Annotated in this window: 11 protein-coding genes and 2 pseudogenes; 9 read left to right on the top strand and 4 right to left on the bottom strand. The window is 71.3% G+C overall.

From position 1 onward, the window contains the following. Position 1 precedes the first annotated feature (1 nt). The gene (locus CGQ25_RS16485) at positions 2-1,813 is read left to right on the top strand and encodes a glycoside hydrolase family 15 protein (protein WP_208710908.1); all 1,812 of its coding nucleotides are present in this window, start codon (positions 2-4) and stop codon (positions 1,811-1,813) included. 99 nt (positions 1,814-1,912) lie between these two features. Here the strand turns inward: CGQ25_RS16485 and CGQ25_RS16480 are convergent, their stop codons facing one another. From CGQ25_RS16480 to CGQ25_RS16470, 3 genes are all read right to left on the bottom strand, one after another. Beyond that, positions 1,913-3,277: an MFS transporter gene (locus CGQ25_RS16480; RefSeq protein ID WP_208710907.1), complete on the bottom strand. Its 1,365-nt coding sequence runs from the start codon at positions 3,275-3,277 to the stop codon at positions 1,913-1,915. Positions 3,278-3,334: 57 nt separating this feature from the next. Further along, positions 3,335-4,312, bottom strand: coding sequence for a LacI family DNA-binding transcriptional regulator (locus CGQ25_RS16475; RefSeq protein WP_208710906.1), 978 nt, complete (start codon positions 4,310-4,312; stop codon positions 3,335-3,337). 107 nt (positions 4,313-4,419) lie between these two features. Beyond that, a complete protein-coding gene (locus CGQ25_RS16470) occupies positions 4,420-5,202 on the bottom strand; it encodes an IclR family transcriptional regulator (RefSeq protein ID WP_208710905.1) in 783 nt (260 codons plus the stop codon). Positions 5,203-5,423: 221 nt separating this feature from the next. On the opposite strand from CGQ25_RS16470, the gene CGQ25_RS16465 reads away from it, so the two are divergent. From CGQ25_RS16465 to CGQ25_RS16435, 7 genes and pseudogenes are all read left to right on the top strand, one after another. Further along, positions 5,424-6,752, top strand: a complete 1,329-nt coding sequence (locus tag CGQ25_RS16465; RefSeq protein ID WP_208710904.1) for an MFS transporter — start codon at positions 5,424-5,426, stop codon at positions 6,750-6,752. Beyond that, positions 6,749-7,993, top strand: a complete 1,245-nt coding sequence (locus CGQ25_RS16460; RefSeq protein ID WP_208710903.1) for a CaiB/BaiF CoA-transferase family protein — start codon at positions 6,749-6,751, stop codon at positions 7,991-7,993. The genes CGQ25_RS16465 and CGQ25_RS16460 overlap by 4 nt, the downstream gene beginning before the upstream one ends. Then, positions 7,990-8,762, top strand: a pseudogene (locus tag CGQ25_RS16455) (enoyl-CoA hydratase/isomerase family protein). Before CGQ25_RS16460 ends, CGQ25_RS16455 begins: the two are co-directional and overlap by 4 nt. Positions 8,763-8,987: 225 nt before the next feature. Then, entirely contained in the window at positions 8,988-9,332 is a 345-nt protein-coding gene (locus tag CGQ25_RS16450; RefSeq protein WP_208710901.1) for a hypothetical protein, read from the top strand. A gap of 102 nt (positions 9,333-9,434) precedes the next feature. After that, positions 9,435-10,226: an IclR family transcriptional regulator gene (locus CGQ25_RS16445; RefSeq protein WP_255405393.1), complete on the top strand. Its 792-nt coding sequence runs from the start codon at positions 9,435-9,437 to the stop codon at positions 10,224-10,226. A 33-nt stretch (positions 10,227-10,259) separates the two neighbouring features. Then, positions 10,260-11,180 (top strand): shikimate dehydrogenase, encoded by a 921-nt coding sequence (locus tag CGQ25_RS16440; protein WP_208710900.1) that lies wholly within the window; start codon positions 10,260-10,262, stop codon positions 11,178-11,180. Next, positions 11,180-13,111, top strand: a complete 1,932-nt coding sequence (locus tag CGQ25_RS16435) for a bifunctional sugar phosphate isomerase/epimerase/4-hydroxyphenylpyruvate dioxygenase family protein (protein WP_208710899.1) — start codon at positions 11,180-11,182, stop codon at positions 13,109-13,111. The genes CGQ25_RS16440 and CGQ25_RS16435 overlap by 1 nt, the downstream gene beginning before the upstream one ends. 15 nt (positions 13,112-13,126) lie before the next feature. Here the strand turns inward: CGQ25_RS16435 and CGQ25_RS18575 are convergent. Continuing rightward, positions 13,127-14,453 (bottom strand): annotated as a pseudogene (locus CGQ25_RS18575) (alpha/beta fold hydrolase). A 96-nt stretch (positions 14,454-14,549) separates the two neighbouring features. Here CGQ25_RS18575 and CGQ25_RS16420 point away from each other — a divergent pair. Continuing rightward, positions 14,550-15,110: a TetR/AcrR family transcriptional regulator gene (locus CGQ25_RS16420; RefSeq protein WP_208710898.1), complete on the top strand. Its 561-nt coding sequence runs from the start codon at positions 14,550-14,552 to the stop codon at positions 15,108-15,110. Positions 15,111-15,145: the final 35 nt, after the last annotated feature.

Genomic DNA, 15,145 nt, shown 5'->3' with positions numbered 1-15,145 from the left:
GATGAGCCGGATCGAGGACTACGCGATCATCGGCGACCTCCACACGGCGGCCCTCGTGGGGAGGGACGGATCCATCGACTGGCTCTGCCTGCCCAACTTCGACTCCCCGGCCTGCTTCGCCGCGCTGCTCGCGGACCCCGAGGCCGGCCGCTGGCTGCTCGCCCCGAAGGGCGCCACGACGTGCGCGCGCCGGCAGTACCGGGACAGCACCCTCGTGCTGGAGACCGAGTGGGAGACGGACGACGGCGCGGTGCGGGTCCTGGACTTCATGCCACCGAGGGACGGGGTGGCCGACCTCGTGAGGATCGTCGAGGGCATCCGCGGCTCGGTGACGATGGCCCTCGAGCTCGTCCTGCGGTTCGACTACGGGCACATCGTGCCGTGGGTCCGCCGCAGCGACAGGGGCCTGCACGCGGTCGCGGGCCCGGACTCGGTCTATCTGGCGAGCGACGTCCCGGTCCACGGCGAGCACATGCGGACCGTCGGCGAGTTCACCGTGGGCGAGGGGGAGCGGGCGTCGTTCGTGCTCACGTGGGGGCCCAGCCACGCGCAGCAGCCCCGGACGGTGGATCCGGACAAGGTCCTGAAGGGGACCACCGACTACTGGACGGGGTGGTCGTCGAAGAGCAAGGCGGGGGGACCGCACCGCGATGCCGTCCAGCGCTCCCTCATCACCCTCAAGGCGCTCACCTACATGCCCACGGGCGGCATCGTCGCGGCGGCGACGACCTCGCTGCCGGAGCAGATCGGCGGCCCGAGGAACTGGGACTACCGGTACTGCTGGCTGCGGGACGCGACGTGGACCCTGCAGTCCCTCATGGCCGGCGGCTACACCGACGAGGCGGTGGCGTGGCGGAACTGGCTGCTCCGCGCCGTCGCCGGTGATCCCGCGGACCTCCAGATCATGTACTCGCTCCACGGGGCGCGCCGGCTGCCGGAGGCGGAGCTCGGCTGGCTCTCGGGCTACGAGGGGTCGAAGCCCGTCCGCACGGGCAACGCCGCCGCCGGCCAGTTCCAGCTCGACGTCTGGGGCGAGGTCCTGGACGGCCTCGCCCTGACCCGCAACACGCTCGTGGCTGACCACGACGAGTCGTGGGACCTGCAGACCGCGATCATGGAGCACCTCGAGAAGATCTGGGACCAGCCGGACAACGGCCTGTGGGAGATGCGCGGACCGCGGCGGCACTTCACCCATTCGAAGGTGATGGCGTGGGCGGGCGCGGACCGCATGGTGAAGGGGATCCGGAAGTCCGGCCTGCCCGGTCCCGCGGACCGGTGGGCCGAGCTGCGCGACCGGATCCACGACGACGTCATGCGCCACGGGTTCGACGAGAAGCGCAACACGTTCGTCCAGTCGTACGGCAGCGACGAGCTCGACGCGAGCCTGCTCCTGATCCCGCGCGTGGGCTTCCTGCCGAAGGACGACCCGAGGGTTGTCGGCACCATCGAGGCGGTCCAGCGGGAGCTCACCGAGGACGGGTTCGTGCTGCGCTACCGGCCCGAGGCCAGCGACGACGGCCTCCCCGGCCGCGAGGGCGTGTTCGTGGCGTGCTCGTTCTGGCTCGTCGAGGCGCTGATCGGCGCGGGGCGGCGCGACGAGGCCGGCGAGCTCTTCGAACGCCTCCTGAGCCTGCGCAACGACGTGGGACTCTTCAGCGAGGAGTGGGACCCCCAGGCGTCCCGCCAGCTGGGGAACACCCCGCAGGCCTTCAGCCACTTCGCCCTCATCACCACGGCCCTCCAGCTGCACCAGGGCGACGCCCGCGACAGCGACGCGCCCGTGAGGAAGAACCACGGGCAGCAACAGGCCTGACCCCCCAACGCAGGGAAATGACCCCTCAACGTTGTTGCGTTGAGGGGTCATTTCCCTGCCCTTGCGGAGTCGCGTCCCTGCTGTTGCGGGGTCAGGTCCCTACTTCGAGCCGCGGACCCGGTTGCCCAGCTCGTGGATCGGGGTCCGGTAGGTCTCCCGCGCCCAGAGGGCGCCGATGAGGGCCAGGACGGTCGAGCCGGCGACGATCCAGGCGGCGGGCCCCCAGTTGGCGGCAGTGCCACCGACGAGCGCGGTGCCGAGGAGCGGCGTGAAGCCGGCGCAGAGGATGCCGATCTGCAGGCCGATCGCCATGCCCGAGTAGCGGACGCGGACGTTGAACAGCTCGGCGAACCAGGCCGGGTAGATCGCATTGGACATCGCGTAGGTGCCGGCGGTGATGAGCGTGGAGACCACGAACACGAGGGGGATGTTCGCCGTCGAGATCGCCCAGAAGTAGACGAAGATCAGCGCGCCGGAGCCGATGATGCCTGCGATGAAGATCGGCCGGCGGCCGAACTTGTCCGCGAAGTAGGCGGACAGCGGCTGGGTGGCGATCGCGATGACGTTCCCGAGGATGCTCACCCACAGCATGGTCTGGGCGTTGATGCCCACGGAGACGGCGTAGGCGAGGCCGAAGGACTGCATGAACGTGTTCGTGACGGTCTCGAAGGACATCAGCGCGACCTGGAAGAACTGGGCCGGGTGCGTCTTGAGCATGTCCATGAAGGGCAGCTTCACGAGGTCCTTGTGCTGGGCCTTCTCCTCGAAGACCTCGGGCTCCTCGAGCGAGCGGCGCACGAGGTACGCGACGATGAGGACCACGAGCGAGGACCAGAACGGGATGCGCCAGCCCCATGCGAGCCGGTCGGCCTCGCTCATCGCGGCGACCGGGAGGAACACGAGGGAGGCCAGGACGATGCCGGTCGAGATGCCGCTCATCGCGAAGGACGGGAAGAACGCGCGGCGCCCGATCGGGGACTCCTCCATGGTCAGCGCGGAGGCACCTGCGGTCTCGGCGCCGGCGGAGAGGCCCTGCAGGAGGCGCAGCGCGACGAGGAGGACCGGGGCGAGGTACCCGGCGGCGTGGAAGTCCGGCAGGACGCCGATGAGGAAGGTCGCGGCCCCCATGAGGACCAGGGTCATGACGAGCGTGTTCTTGCGCCCGATCCGGTCGCCGAGGTGGCCGAACACGATCGCGCCGAACGGGCGGGCCACGTAGGCGAGGCCGAAGGTTGCGAACGCCGAGATCTGCGCCACGACCGGGTCTCCGGCCGGGAAGAAGATCTTGGAGAAGATGAGCGACGCCGCTGTCGCGTAGACGAAGAAGTCGTAGTACTCGAGGGCGCCGCCGAGGAACGCCGCGAGCGCGGCCTTCTTGGCGCGGCGGAGCCGGCGCTCCTGCTCCTCGGGGGTCTTGACGTCCGGGTCGACGATGCCGGACAGGTTGCCTGGCAGGTTGCTCATGTGCTCGCCTTTCATGCGGGGCGGGACGGAAGTGTGGAACGGAAGGGGGGTGGCCGGTCAGTCGAGCTGGGCCGGCGCGGGGCCAGTGCTGCCGCGGACCACGAGGTCCCCGGACAGGTGGACGGTGCTTGCCGGGCGGTCGGGGTCGCCGATCCGCTCGGTGAGCATGCGGAGGGCGACGGCGCCGCCCCGCTCGTACGGCGTGGTCACCGTGGTGAGGGTTGGCCGGGAGGCCGAGGCCAGCCAGATGTCGTCGAAGCCGACGACGCTGACTTCCTTGCCGACCTCGACGCCGCGGTCGATGAGCCGGTTCATGCACCCGAAGGCCATGAGGTCGTTGTGCGCGATCACTGCCGTGACCGGTTCTGCGAGGACGAGGTCCGCGCCCCGGACGCCGGCAGCGTAGGTCGGCTCTGCGTGGGTGAGCACGCGGAGCGTGACGCCGAGGTGGTCGGCCGCTTCCTCCGCGGCCGCCAGGCGGACGCGGGACGAGTAGTTGTCCTCCCGGCTCGCGAGGTAGGCGATCGCCCGGTGGCCGAGGGCCGCGAGGTGTTCGATCGCCTGCCGCGCACCCTCGGGCGCCGAGAGGATCACCGAGGGGAGGCCCTCGGTGACGTGGTTGATGAGCACGACGGGCGCGACGGCGTCGAGCGCGCGGAGGCGCCCGGCGTCGAGCCTCGGGGCGAAGACGATGGCCCCGTCGACGCGCCCGATGACCCGCTCGAGCTCCTCGGCGTCTGCCTCGGGGTCGTCCTCGCCGTCGACGACGATCAGCGAGAGCGCCTGCCGCTGGCACGCAGCCTGGATGGACTTCACGAGCGGGGGGTAGTAGGGGTTCGCGATGTCCGGGATGAACAGCGCGATGGTTCCGGTGGTCTCGGCCTTGGCGGGGGCGGGCCGGTAGCCCAGATCCGCCGCCACGGCCAGGATGCGCTCGCGGGTCTCGGCGTTGACCGAGTCGGGGCGCGTGAACGAGCGGGACACGGTGGACTTGGAGACGCCGGCGGCCTGCGCGATGTCGGCGATCGTCGCCATGCGAACCTCCTCGTTCGGTCACGTTCAGCTGTGGTCGCTGTCACAGCGACCTCCTAAGAGTGACATCATTTCTGCAACGCGTCAACGTGTTGCAGAAACACATTGCATCAATGCATCTCTGGGGAGCGGTAGCCGATCGCCGCGCTCGCCGCGAGGGCGGCGCGGGCCACCGCGGGGCCCAGCCACTCGACGTCGTGCGGGCCGATCCGCTGGAGCGGGAAGCCGACGCCGAGCACCGCGGCCAGATCGCCGAGGTGGTCGTAGACGGGGGCGCTGATCGAGCCGACGTCGCTGTTGCGCTCGCCGAACGCGGCGAAGAAGCCCTGCGAGCGGGCCAGCTCGACCTGCGCGTCCAGCTCCGCCCACGTGCCGGGGGTGTTCTCGGTGAACCGGGTCAGCTCGCTCGCCTCGATGGCCGCCCGCGCCTCCGGGTCGAAGGCGAGGAAGATCTTCCCCGGCGCGCCGGCATGGATCGGCATCACCTGGCCCACGTAGAACGGGCGGATGACGACGTGCCGGGTCTCGGCGACGGCGACGACCGTGCGGTGAGCGCCGTCGCGGACGTAGAGGCATGCCGTCTCCCCGGTCTCGTCCCGGAGCGCATGGAGGACCGGCCGGATGGCCCGCACGATGTCCAGCCCGATGGTCCCGGGCGCCGACCACTGCACGAAGCGGATCCCGATCCGGTACCGGTCCCCGTCCCGGTCCAGGAAGCCCTCGCGCACCATGTTCTGGACGAGCCGCTGGCACGTGCTCGCCGGCAGGCCGGTCCTGCGGATGATCTGCTGGAGCGTCGGCTCCGGGTCCTCGAGGGAGAAGCACTTGAGGATCGCGGCGACCTTGACGAGCACGAGGAGCGGCGCCGCCGCTGCCCCCGGTTCCTTGGCCATCGGCTGGATCCTCCTTGCGAAAAACCGTTGACAGCTGGTTTTCCAAATCCGGATTATGGGTACCGGAATCAGCATACGGGTTTGCGCTACCACGACGACGTGGGGGGCTGCCGACGGCAACCGCCACCTTCGACCCTGCGACGAGCAGCGGCCTTCTATCCGCATCGAGCACCCACATTTCAGGGCCCGGCAGGCCCCGCATCATGCCACTGGAGGTAGTGATGAGTGCACCAGCAGTAACCCGGGAACAGGCCGTACGGCGCGCCACCTACGCGAGCGTCGTCGGCACCACGATCGAGTGGTACGACTTCTTCCTCTACGGCACCGCGGCCGCCCTGGTCTTCCCGCAGCTGTTCTTCCCCGGGCAGGACAGCTTCGCCGGCGTCATCGCCGCCTTCGGCACCCAGTTCGTCGGCTTCGTGGCCCGGCCCGTCGGCGCGGCCATCTTCGGGCACTACGGCGACAGGATCGGGCGCAAGACGACGCTCATGGTCACCCTGTTCCTCATGGCCTTCGGCACGGTCCTGATCGGCCTCCTTCCGACGTACCAGAACATCGGCGTCTGGGCTCCCATCCTCCTCACGCTGCTGCGCATCATCCAGGGCATCGGCGTCGGCGGAGAATGGGGCGGCTCGGTGCTCATCGCCATGGAATGGGGCCAGCAGCACCGCCGCGGCCTCTCTGCCAGCTGGCCCCAGATGGGCGTGCCGCTCGGCCTGATCCTCTCGACTGGCCTGGTGCGCATCACGTCCGGCGCCACCGGGGCCGACTTCATCACCTACGGCTGGCGCATCCCGTTCCTGCTGAGCATCGTGCTCGTGGGCGTTGGCCTCTTCGTCCGCCTGCGCGTGGTCGAGAGCCCCGAGTTCGAAGCCGTGCAGAAGGCCGACAAGGTCGTCAAGGTCCCGCTGATCGAGGCCATCCGCCGCCAGCCCAAGGAGATCCTCCTCTCCGCCCTCGTGCGGACCTCCGAGCAGGCGCCGTTCTACCTGTTCATCACGTTCGTCATCACCTATGCGACCAGGCAGCTCAAGTTCAGCAGCGACGCGATCCTCGTCGACACGCTCATCGCCGCGTCGCTGGGGCTCATCAGCATTCCCGTCTTCGGCATCCTGTCGGACCGGTTCGGACGGAAGCTCGTCTACGGCATCGGCGTCGTCCTGACGGCGCTGTACGCCTTCCCGTACTTCGGCCTGCTCAACACGGGCGACGCCCTGCTCATCGGCGTCGCGGTGGTCGTGAGCCTCATCTTCCATGACATCCAGTACGGGCCCCAGGCCGCGCTCATCGCGGAGAGCTTCGACCCGGACATCCGGTACACCGGCGCCGGCATGGGCTACCAGCTCGCCAGCGTGATCGCGGGCGGCCCCGCGCCGCTCATCGCTGCCGCCCTGCTGCAGGGGACCGGCGGGTCCACGGCCATCTCCATCTACATCATCATCTGCGCTGCCGTGAGCATGGGCGCGCTCCTGCTGCTTCCCAAGAGGAGCACGGCGGCCGCCGAACCGGGCGAGCGCCGGAGCCACCGCGGCCGGGTGCGCCACGCATGACCCTGCGCGGCACCGACGTCCGCCCCGACGCCGCTTCTGGGGGCGGCGTCGTGGCGGCCGGCCCCCTGAGGGACCTCGTGGTCCTCGACCTGAGCCGCATCCTCTCCGGACCGTTCGCCACGATGACCCTCGCCGACCTCGGCGCGGACGTGATCAAGGTCGAGCAGCCCGGGCAGGGTGACGACACACGGCAGTGGGGGCCGCCGTTCCAAGGCGGGCAGGCGGCGTACTACCTGTCGGTGAACAGGAACAAGAGGAGCCTCGCGGTGGACCTGAAGTCGCCCGAGGGGCTCGACGCCGTGCGACGGCTCGCGCGGGAGGCCGACGTCGTCGTCGAGAACTTCCGCCCGGGCACCGCCGCCCGGCTCGGGCTCGGCTACGAGGAGCTCGCTGCCGGGAACCCCGGCCTCGTGTACGCCTCGATCAGCGGGTACGGACAGACGGGGCCCGACGCCGGCCGGGCCGGCTACGACGCGATCGCCCAGGCCCGCAGCGGGATCATGAGCGTCACGGGGGAGCCGGACGGTCCGCCCGTGCGGGTGGGGATCAGCAGCGCCGACCTCATCGCCGGGACGTGGGCCGTGATCGGGATCCTCGCCGCCCTGCACGAGAAGGAGCGCACCGGGCACGGCCAGTGGGTGGACATCAGCCTGCTCGACGGCTCGGTCGCGTGGCTCACCTACGTGGCCAGCGGGTACTTCGCGAGCGGCGAGACGCCCCGGCGCTACGGCTCGGCCCACCCGACGATCGCCCCGTACCAGGCGTTCCCGACGGCGGACGGCCACCTCATGCTCGCCGTGGGCAACGACGGGCTGTGGCGGCGCTTCGCCGAGGCGGTGGGCCGGCCGGACCTCGCCGGGGACCCCCGCTTCGCCACGAACCCGCTGCGCGTGGAGCACCGCGGCGAGCTCATCCCGCTCCTCGAGGAGATCCTCGCCGCCGAGACCACCGGTGCGTGGGTCGCGCGGCTCGACGCCGCGGGGGTGCCCGCCGGGCCGATCCAGACGGTGCCGGAGGCGCTCTCCGACCCGCAGGTCCTGGCCCGCGGCATGGTCGCCGAGCTCGACCATCCTGCCGGCCCCCTCCGGACGCTGGCCTGCCCCATCCGGCTCACGCGCACGCCGGCCACCGTGCGCACCCCGCCGCCCGGCCTGGGCGAGCACAGCGACGCGGTCCTCGCCGCCGCCGGCTACAGCCGCTCGGACATCGAGCGGCTCCGCGCCGCCGGGGCGGTGGGGTGACGGGACCTGCCGTGGAGGCCGCGGGCGGGGTGAGGGTCGACGACGACGGCTCGGTCGCCGTCGTCAGCTTCGGCACCGGGGAGCGGCTCAACGCGCTCCGGTCCGGGCAGTGGGACGAGCTCGGGGAGGCCGCGACCGCGCTCGCCGGGCGCAGCACGCTGCGCGCGGTCGTCTTCCGCGGGCGCGGCGGCGTCTTCAGCTCCGGATCGGACCTGCGCGAGTGGGATGGGGCCGGCTCCGCGGAGGTCGACCGCAGCTTCTGGCGCCTCGAGGCGGCGCTGCGGGCCATCGAGGACCTGCCGATGCCCACGCTCGCGGTCGTCGAGGGGGTGGCGGGGGTGGGGGCTGCCAGCTCGCCCTGGCCTGCGACGTCCAGCTCGCCGACGCCACCGCCCACCTCGGCATGCCGATCTCGCGGCTCGGGATCCTCGTGCCGGCATCGTTCGCGACCCGCATGTCGCTGCGCATCGGGCCCTCGCGGACCAAGGACCTCCTCTACGGAGGACGCATGCTCTCCGCCGAGGAGGCGCAGCGGATCGGCCTCGTCACCACGGTGGCCCACGAGGGCGCCCTCGACGACGAGCTGGAGGGGCTCCTCGCGAGGTGGCGGCCGCTCTCGCCGGCGTCGCTGCGGGCGGCGAAGGCCGCCGTCGACCGCGGGCTGGACCCGCTCGTGGCCCCAGTCCGCCGCGAGCCTCCGCGGCCCGCGGCGGATCCCCAGGAGTTCCCCGGCCGGCTCGCCGCGTTCCTGCGCCGCCGGAAGGCCTAGGCCCTGCCTCTCCCCGCCCCCCAACCCCGCCTTCACCCCCCGGCGCCCCAAAAGCCCCCGCGCCCTCAACCGCGCAATTGTCGGGTTGGAGCGGGTGCGGGGCCTTGTCGCCCGCGCCAAGCCGACAATTGCGCTCCGATTGATCCCGGCATGGGCAACGTCTAAAATTGAGAAACAGGATTTTAGAGTGGCAGCTCCGCGGGCCTGGCAGGAGGAGGGGTCGAGATGATGTTTCCGCCGAGGATCGAGGTCCTCTACATCGAGGACTGCCCGCAGTGGCAGGCCGCCCTTCATCTCGCCCGGTCCGCCGCCCGCATGGCAGGGGCGGCGGAGGTGGACGTGTTCGCCATCGAGGTCCGCAGCCGGCAGCAGGCGCTCCGTCTGGGCTTCGCCGGGTCGCCCACCATCCTGGTCGGGGGCAGGGACCCCTTCCCTGGGGTCCGGACGGGACGGCTGGCCTGTCGGGTCTTCCAGACGCCGCGCGGACCCGCCCCGCTGCCGGATGGCGGGCAGCTCACCGACGCCATCCGCGCCGCGCTAGCCGGGCAGCCCTTCACCCGGAGAGCGTGACGTGCGGCCGGGCCAAGCGGCCAGGGCAGTGCCGAAGGCCAGGCCTATTCCCACATCTCGGTGACCGTTGCCACATCGTGAGAACTGTGGCACCATCGAAACATGACCCCGCTCACCCCCGACGAGCCGGCGCCGAAGCCGGGCAAGACCGACATGGTCGGCAAGGCGCTGAGCCTCCTCGTCATGCTCGGAGACGCCCCAGGCGCGACGACCGCAGCGGACCTCTCCCGCCGCGCGGACCTGCCCTTCAGCACCGCCTACCGGCTGCTGCAGTCGCTCCAGCGCGCGGGCTTCGTGGACTTCGAGCCGGAGGGGAAGAAGTACAGCCTCGGCCTGCGCGTGTTCCAGCTCGGCCTCTACGTCGCCAACAGCCTCGGCTTCGCGGGCACGGCGAATCCCGTGCTGACCCGCCTCACCGAGAAGACCCAGGAGGCGAGCATCCTCGCCGTCCGCGACGAGGACAGGTTCCTCACCGTCGCGAAGGTGGACGGCCCCAAGGCCTTCCGCGTCACGAGCGACCCCGGCTACCGCGGCCATCTGCACTGCTCCGCCGTCGGCAAGGCCCTCGTCGCGTTCGCCGCTCCCGAGGACCGCGAGCACCTCGTCGAGAGCCTCGAGCTCGCGCCGGTCGCGCCCAAGTCCATCACCGACCGGGGCGCGTTCCGCGCCGAGATCGACCGCATCCGCAGCCTGGGCTACGCGCTCATGGACGAGGAGAACGAGGTGGGCATGCGCGCCGTCGCGGTCCCCGTCCTGGACGAGGCCGGCCGCGCCTTCGCAGCCATCGCCTGCTCCGCCCCGACCGTCCGCATGGGCACCGATGATCTCGTCGACCAGCTGCCCGCACTCCACGAGGCCGCCGAGGAACTCGCGGCGCGCCTGCCCCGCCACTAGACCCCACGACGGGCAATCGCCCGAAAGGAAACCATGAGCCTCACCACGGAGTCGTACCTGATCGGCCTCATCGGGGACGGTGTCACGCCGTCCCTCACCCCCTCGCTCCACGAGCGCGAGGGCGCCGAGCACGGCCTCCTCTACCTCTACCGGCCCATCGACATCGCCGCCCTCGGCCTCGCCCCCGAGTCCGTGGGGGAGCTCGTGCGCGCCGCCCGGAACCTCGGCTTCAACGGGCTCAACATCACGCACCCGTGCAAGCAGCTCGTGATCGAGCACCTCGACGAGGTCGATCCCGACGCGGGCCGCCTCGGCGCGGTCAACACCGTCGTCATCGGCGCCGACGGCCGGACCGTGGGCCACAACACCGACATGTCCGGCTTCCTCGCCGCCTTCCGTGCCGGGCTGCCCGACGCGGCGCTCGGCAGGGTCGTCCAGCTCGGCGCGGGCGGGGCCGGCTCCGCGGTCGCCTACGCGCTGCTCACCGCCGGGGTCGGGCACCTGGTGATCGTCGACGTCGACCGCTCCCGCGCCGAGGGCCGCGCCGCCGAGCTCGCCGGGCTCTTCCCGGCCGCGTCGGTCGAGGCGCGCACGACGGCGGAGCTCGCCTCGCTGCTGGAGGCCGCGGACGGCGTCGTGCACTGCACGCCGGTGGGGATGGCGGCGCACCCGGGGACCCCCTTCGATACGTCGCTGCTGACGCCGCGCCACTGGGTCGCGGACATCGTCTACCGGCCGATCGAGACGCAGCTCGTCCGCGACGCGCGCGCCGCCGGCTGCCGCGTGCTGGACGGCGGCCGCATGGCCGTGGGCCAGGCCGTCGACGCGTTCCGCATCTTCACGGGCCTCGAGCCCGACGCCGAGCGCATGCGCGCGCACTTCCTCGAGCTGATCGCGGCGGAGCAGCGCGCCGAGGCCGAGACGGCCGGCGCGACGACGGCGGGGGCCCGCTGATGCGCACTGGGATCGCCACCGTCTGCCTGTCCGGGACCCTCGAGGAGAAGCTGCGCGCAGCGGCGAAGGCCGGCTTCGGCGGGGTCGAGATCTTCGAGACGGACCTCGTGACCTCGTCCCTGAGCCCCGAGGACGTGCGGCTGCTCGCGGAGGACCTGGGCCTCGGCCTCGACCTCTACCAGCCGTTCCGCGACCTCGACTCCGTGCCCGAGGACCTGTACCGGGCGAACCTGCGCCGCGCCGAGGCGAAGTTCCGGCTCATGGGCCGCCTCGGCATCGACACGATCCTCGTGTGCTCGAACGTGGGCACCGCGAGCATCGACGACGATGCCCTGCGCACCGAGCAGCTCCACGGCCTCGCCGAGCTCGCCGCGGACCACGGCGCCAAGGTCGCCTACGAGGCCCTCGCGTGGGGCACCTACGTCAACGACTACGAGCATGCGTGGCGCCTCGTCGCCGATGCCGACCACCCCAGCCTCGGGACGTGCCTGGACACGTTCCACATCCTCTCGCGCGGCTGGGACACCGAGCCCATCGAGAAGATCCCCGGGGAGAAGATCTTCTTCGTCCAGGTCGCCGACGCCCCCAAGCTCTCCATGGACGTCCTCAACTGGAGCCGCCACTACCGCGTCTTCCCGGGCGAGGGCCAGTTCGACCTGCCCAAGTTCCTCGGCCATGTGGCACACACGGGCTACAACGGCCCGGTCTCGCTCGAGGTCTTCAACGACACGTTCCGGCAGGCCGACGTGGAGCGCACCGCCGTGGACGCGATGCGCTCGCTCATCTGGCTCGAGGAGCGCACGGCCCAGCACGTGGCGGCCCAACGCGTTGCCGCGGAGCACGACGCCGCCCTGGCCGCCCCTGCGGCGAAGCCCGCGATGCCCCTGCGCACGCTCCCCGAGGTCGCGCCGCCGTCGGGCATGAACTTCGCCGAGGTCACCGCCGAGGACACGCACCCGCTCGAGCGGCTTCTCGCCCAGCTCGGGTTCGCCTCCCAGGGCGAGCACCGCACCAAGCCCGTCTCGCTCTGGACGCTCGGGGATGCGCGGATCGTCCTGAACCGCCAGGGGGCCCGCGGCGTCGCTCCGGGGATCTCTGCGCTGGCCTTCGACGTGGACGACGCCGTCAAGGCCGTCGCGCGCGCCGCCCAGCTCAAGGCCGTCCCCGTCGCGCGCGCCTCCCAGGCCGGCGAGGAGATCCTCCAGGCCGTCCGCGCTCCCGACGGCACCGAGGTGTTCCTGTGCCAGGACGCCCGCTGGATCCGGGAGTTCGGCGGCGGGGAGGGCGAGGCGGCGCACGACGGCGACCGCTCGCCGTCGTCCGTCGGCTCCGGCGCGCGCGGTGGCCGGGCGAGGATCGACCACATCAACCTCGCCCAGCCGTGGCAGCACTACGACGAGGCCGTCCTTTTCTACTCCTCGACGCTCGCCCTGACGCCGCAGCCCTCGCAGGACGTGTCGAGCCCGAGCGGCCTCGTGCGCTCGCAGGTCATGCAGACCCCGCTCGCGGACGGGGGCCGGGCGGTGCGCCTCGCGCTGAACCTGGCCCCATGGGTCCGGGCGGACTCGGTGCGCGGGACCGTGTTCGACACGTTCGCCGAGCACATCGCGATCGAGGTCCCGGACCTGATCGCCCACGCCCAGGCCTGCCGCCGCCGCGGCCTGCCGTTCCTGCCCATCCCCGACAACTACTACGAGGACCTCGACGCACGCTTCGAGCTGCCGCCGGGCAAGCTCGCGGCGCTGCGCGAGTTCGACCTCCTCTACGACCGCGACGAGAAGGGCGAGTTCCTGCACTTCTACACGGCCACGGTGGGCAGCGTGTTCTTCGAGGTCGTCCAGCGGATCGACGGGTACGACGGCTTCGGCGCCCCGAATGCGCCCGTGCGGCACGCGGTCCAGCATGCCGTCCAGCATGCACGGCAGCGCTGACCGCCCACAACCGTCTCAGGCGGCCTTCCCGAAGAACCGCAGCGCTCGGTCTGCCACGGCCTCAGGGCAATGGTCGGGGAGGAAGTGGCCTTCGCCGGGCAGGATCTCGGCGGTGACATTGCTCCCGCGCCTGCGGCGGTGGCCCATCTCCTGCAGTGTGCCAGAGGGTTCCATCGCGCCGACGAGGACGAGGGTCGGGGTGGTGAATTCCCGTCTGGCGTGCGTGCCGACGATGATGCCCATGAAGGCCGGGAGGATGGTCCTGCGGTAGAGGGCAGAGCCTGCGTAGGCCCTGTCCGGCTGCGCCATGCCGGTGCGGTAGAGCTCGATGTCCTCCTCGGCGACTCCCCCCGGCGGTTCGAAGGCGGTGAGGAGGTGCCGCACGAGCTTCCGGCTCCGCTGGAAGCGTGGGCCAGCCGCCGGGAGCGCGAGGGCGAAGACGTGCCAGAGCTTGGGGAAGAGGGGGAGCAGCCGGGCGTTCGGCCTGATGTGCAGGTCGGGAGAGCCTGTGACCACGAGCGCCTCGACGAGATCGGGCCGTTCCATGGCGAGGAGCTGGGCGACGAGGCCGCCCCAGTCGTGGGTGAGGAACCGTGCCCGAGGGACCTCCAGGTGTTCCATGAGCCGGATGACGTCCCCGACGAGCGTGGCGGTGTTGTACCCGCGCCGAGGCGTCGGTCCAGCCGAAGCCGCGCTGGTCGACGGCGATCACGTGGAAGTTCTCGGCCAGGCGGGGGATCAGGCCGTGCCATTCCCACCAGTTCTGGGGGAAGCCGTGCAGGAGGATGAGCGGCTCGCCTTCGCCTGCCTCGGCGAGGTGCATGCTGAGCCCGCCCACGTCGACCCACCGGTGTGTGACACCGTCGAGCCGGGGCATGGCCGCTCTGCGCGGAGCCATGGAGGTGCGGCGTTCGCCCAGCACCCGGGACAGGGTCCTGAGGTTCGCGCGGAGGGAACGGCTCAGGAGCCGGTTCAGCAGCGGGGCGGGCAGTCTGCCCACGAGGCCGCCCATCTCACTTTCGAGCCGCTCGGTGACGCGGGTGCCGCCGTCGGAGGGTTCGATGGTGAAGGCCGCGGTCAGGTCCCTCTCTCCTCCGACCGTGCGCGACACCATCCGCCGGGGCGGCTCGAACTCCGTGAACTCCACGATCCAGTCGAACTCGCGGCCCATGAACCGCGTAGTTCCCCGGCCGCGGGTCCCGAGCCCCGGCGGGCCGTCGCCGATCCGGCTGGACGCAGTCACGAAGGCGTCGTAGAGCGAGAGGTTTCCGAACTCTGCCAGGAAGTCGAAGACCTCCTGCTGGGGTCGGGCAACGACCACGCTTTCTTCTACTGCAGACATCGCATCCTCCCTTTGAGGCTGACCAGCTGCTGCACCGGTGGTGGAAACAGGGTACTACTTCTTTAGTGGAAAATCACTGCATCTATAGTGGTCACCATGTCGATGCGAGAACGCGTCCTGGAGTCCGCTGCCGAACTGCTCGGCACACAGGGACTGAGAGCTCTCACGCACACCCGCGTCGATGAGGCGGCCGGGATGCCGAGGGGTTCCACGTCCAACTACTTCCGCACTCGCTCCTCGCTCCTGACCGGCGTGGTGCAGTGGCTCGCGGAGCAGGATCTGGCCGAGCTCGGGACGCCGCCGAGCCCGCCAGCCGATGTCGCCGCCTTCGTCGATCTCCTGGCCCAGGCTGTGGAGACGATCACCACCGCGTCCCGGACCCGGACCATCGCGCGCTACGTGCTCTTCCTCGAGGGCACGCACAACGAGGACGTCCGGCGCCCCCTGCTCGCAGGCCGGGTCTACTTCCGGGCCTTCGTCGAGAATGCCATGGCGCGCCTCGGAGCTCCCGATCCGGTGGCGGCGGCCACCGCGATCACGGCGATCGGCGAGGGCATGACCTTCCAGCGGATCGCGGTGGACCCGGACGCGGACGTCCGCGCGCCTCTTGAGGCGGTGGTCCGAGCGTTCGTCCCGTCTTCGGAGACCCCGCGGTGAGCGTCCGCCGCGGGCCGTCGCCTAGAATGGGTGCC

The organism is Sinomonas sp. R1AF57 (assembly GCF_002224485.1).
GTDB classification, from domain to species: domain Bacteria; phylum Actinomycetota; class Actinomycetes; order Actinomycetales; family Micrococcaceae; genus Sinomonas; species Sinomonas flava.
The sequence above is the reverse complement of the archived record's forward strand: the minus strand, read 5'-3'. Positions and strand labels throughout refer to the sequence as shown.

Bases quoted from the DNA above. Each gene is read 5' to 3' on its own strand.
- CGQ25_RS16480 (WP_208710907.1), bottom strand. From the start codon at position 3,277: ATGAGCAACCTGCCAGGCAACCTGTCCGGCATCGTCGACCCGGACGTC.
- CGQ25_RS16435 (WP_208710899.1), top strand. From the start codon at position 11,180: ATGCGCACTGGGATCGCCACCGTCTGCCTGTCCGGGACCCTCGAGGAG.
- CGQ25_RS16460 (WP_208710903.1), top strand. From the start codon at position 6,749: ATGACCCTGCGCGGCACCGACGTCCGCCCCGACGCCGCTTCTGGGGGC.
- CGQ25_RS16450 (WP_208710901.1), top strand. From the start codon at position 8,988: ATGATGTTTCCGCCGAGGATCGAGGTCCTCTACATCGAGGACTGCCCG.
- CGQ25_RS16470 (WP_208710905.1), bottom strand. From the start codon at position 5,202: ATGGCCAAGGAACCGGGGGCAGCGGCGGCGCCGCTCCTCGTGCTCGTC.
- CGQ25_RS16420 (WP_208710898.1), top strand. From the start codon at position 14,550: ATGTCGATGCGAGAACGCGTCCTGGAGTCCGCTGCCGAACTGCTCGGC.
- CGQ25_RS16475 (WP_208710906.1), bottom strand. From the start codon at position 4,312: ATGGCGACGATCGCCGACATCGCGCAGGCCGCCGGCGTCTCCAAGTCC.
- CGQ25_RS16440 (WP_208710900.1), top strand. From the start codon at position 10,260: ATGAGCCTCACCACGGAGTCGTACCTGATCGGCCTCATCGGGGACGGT.
- CGQ25_RS16485 (WP_208710908.1), top strand. From the start codon at position 2: ATGAGCCGGATCGAGGACTACGCGATCATCGGCGACCTCCACACGGCG.
- CGQ25_RS16445 (WP_255405393.1), top strand. From the start codon at position 9,435: ATGACCCCGCTCACCCCCGACGAGCCGGCGCCGAAGCCGGGCAAGACC.
- CGQ25_RS16465 (WP_208710904.1), top strand. From the start codon at position 5,424: ATGAGTGCACCAGCAGTAACCCGGGAACAGGCCGTACGGCGCGCCACC.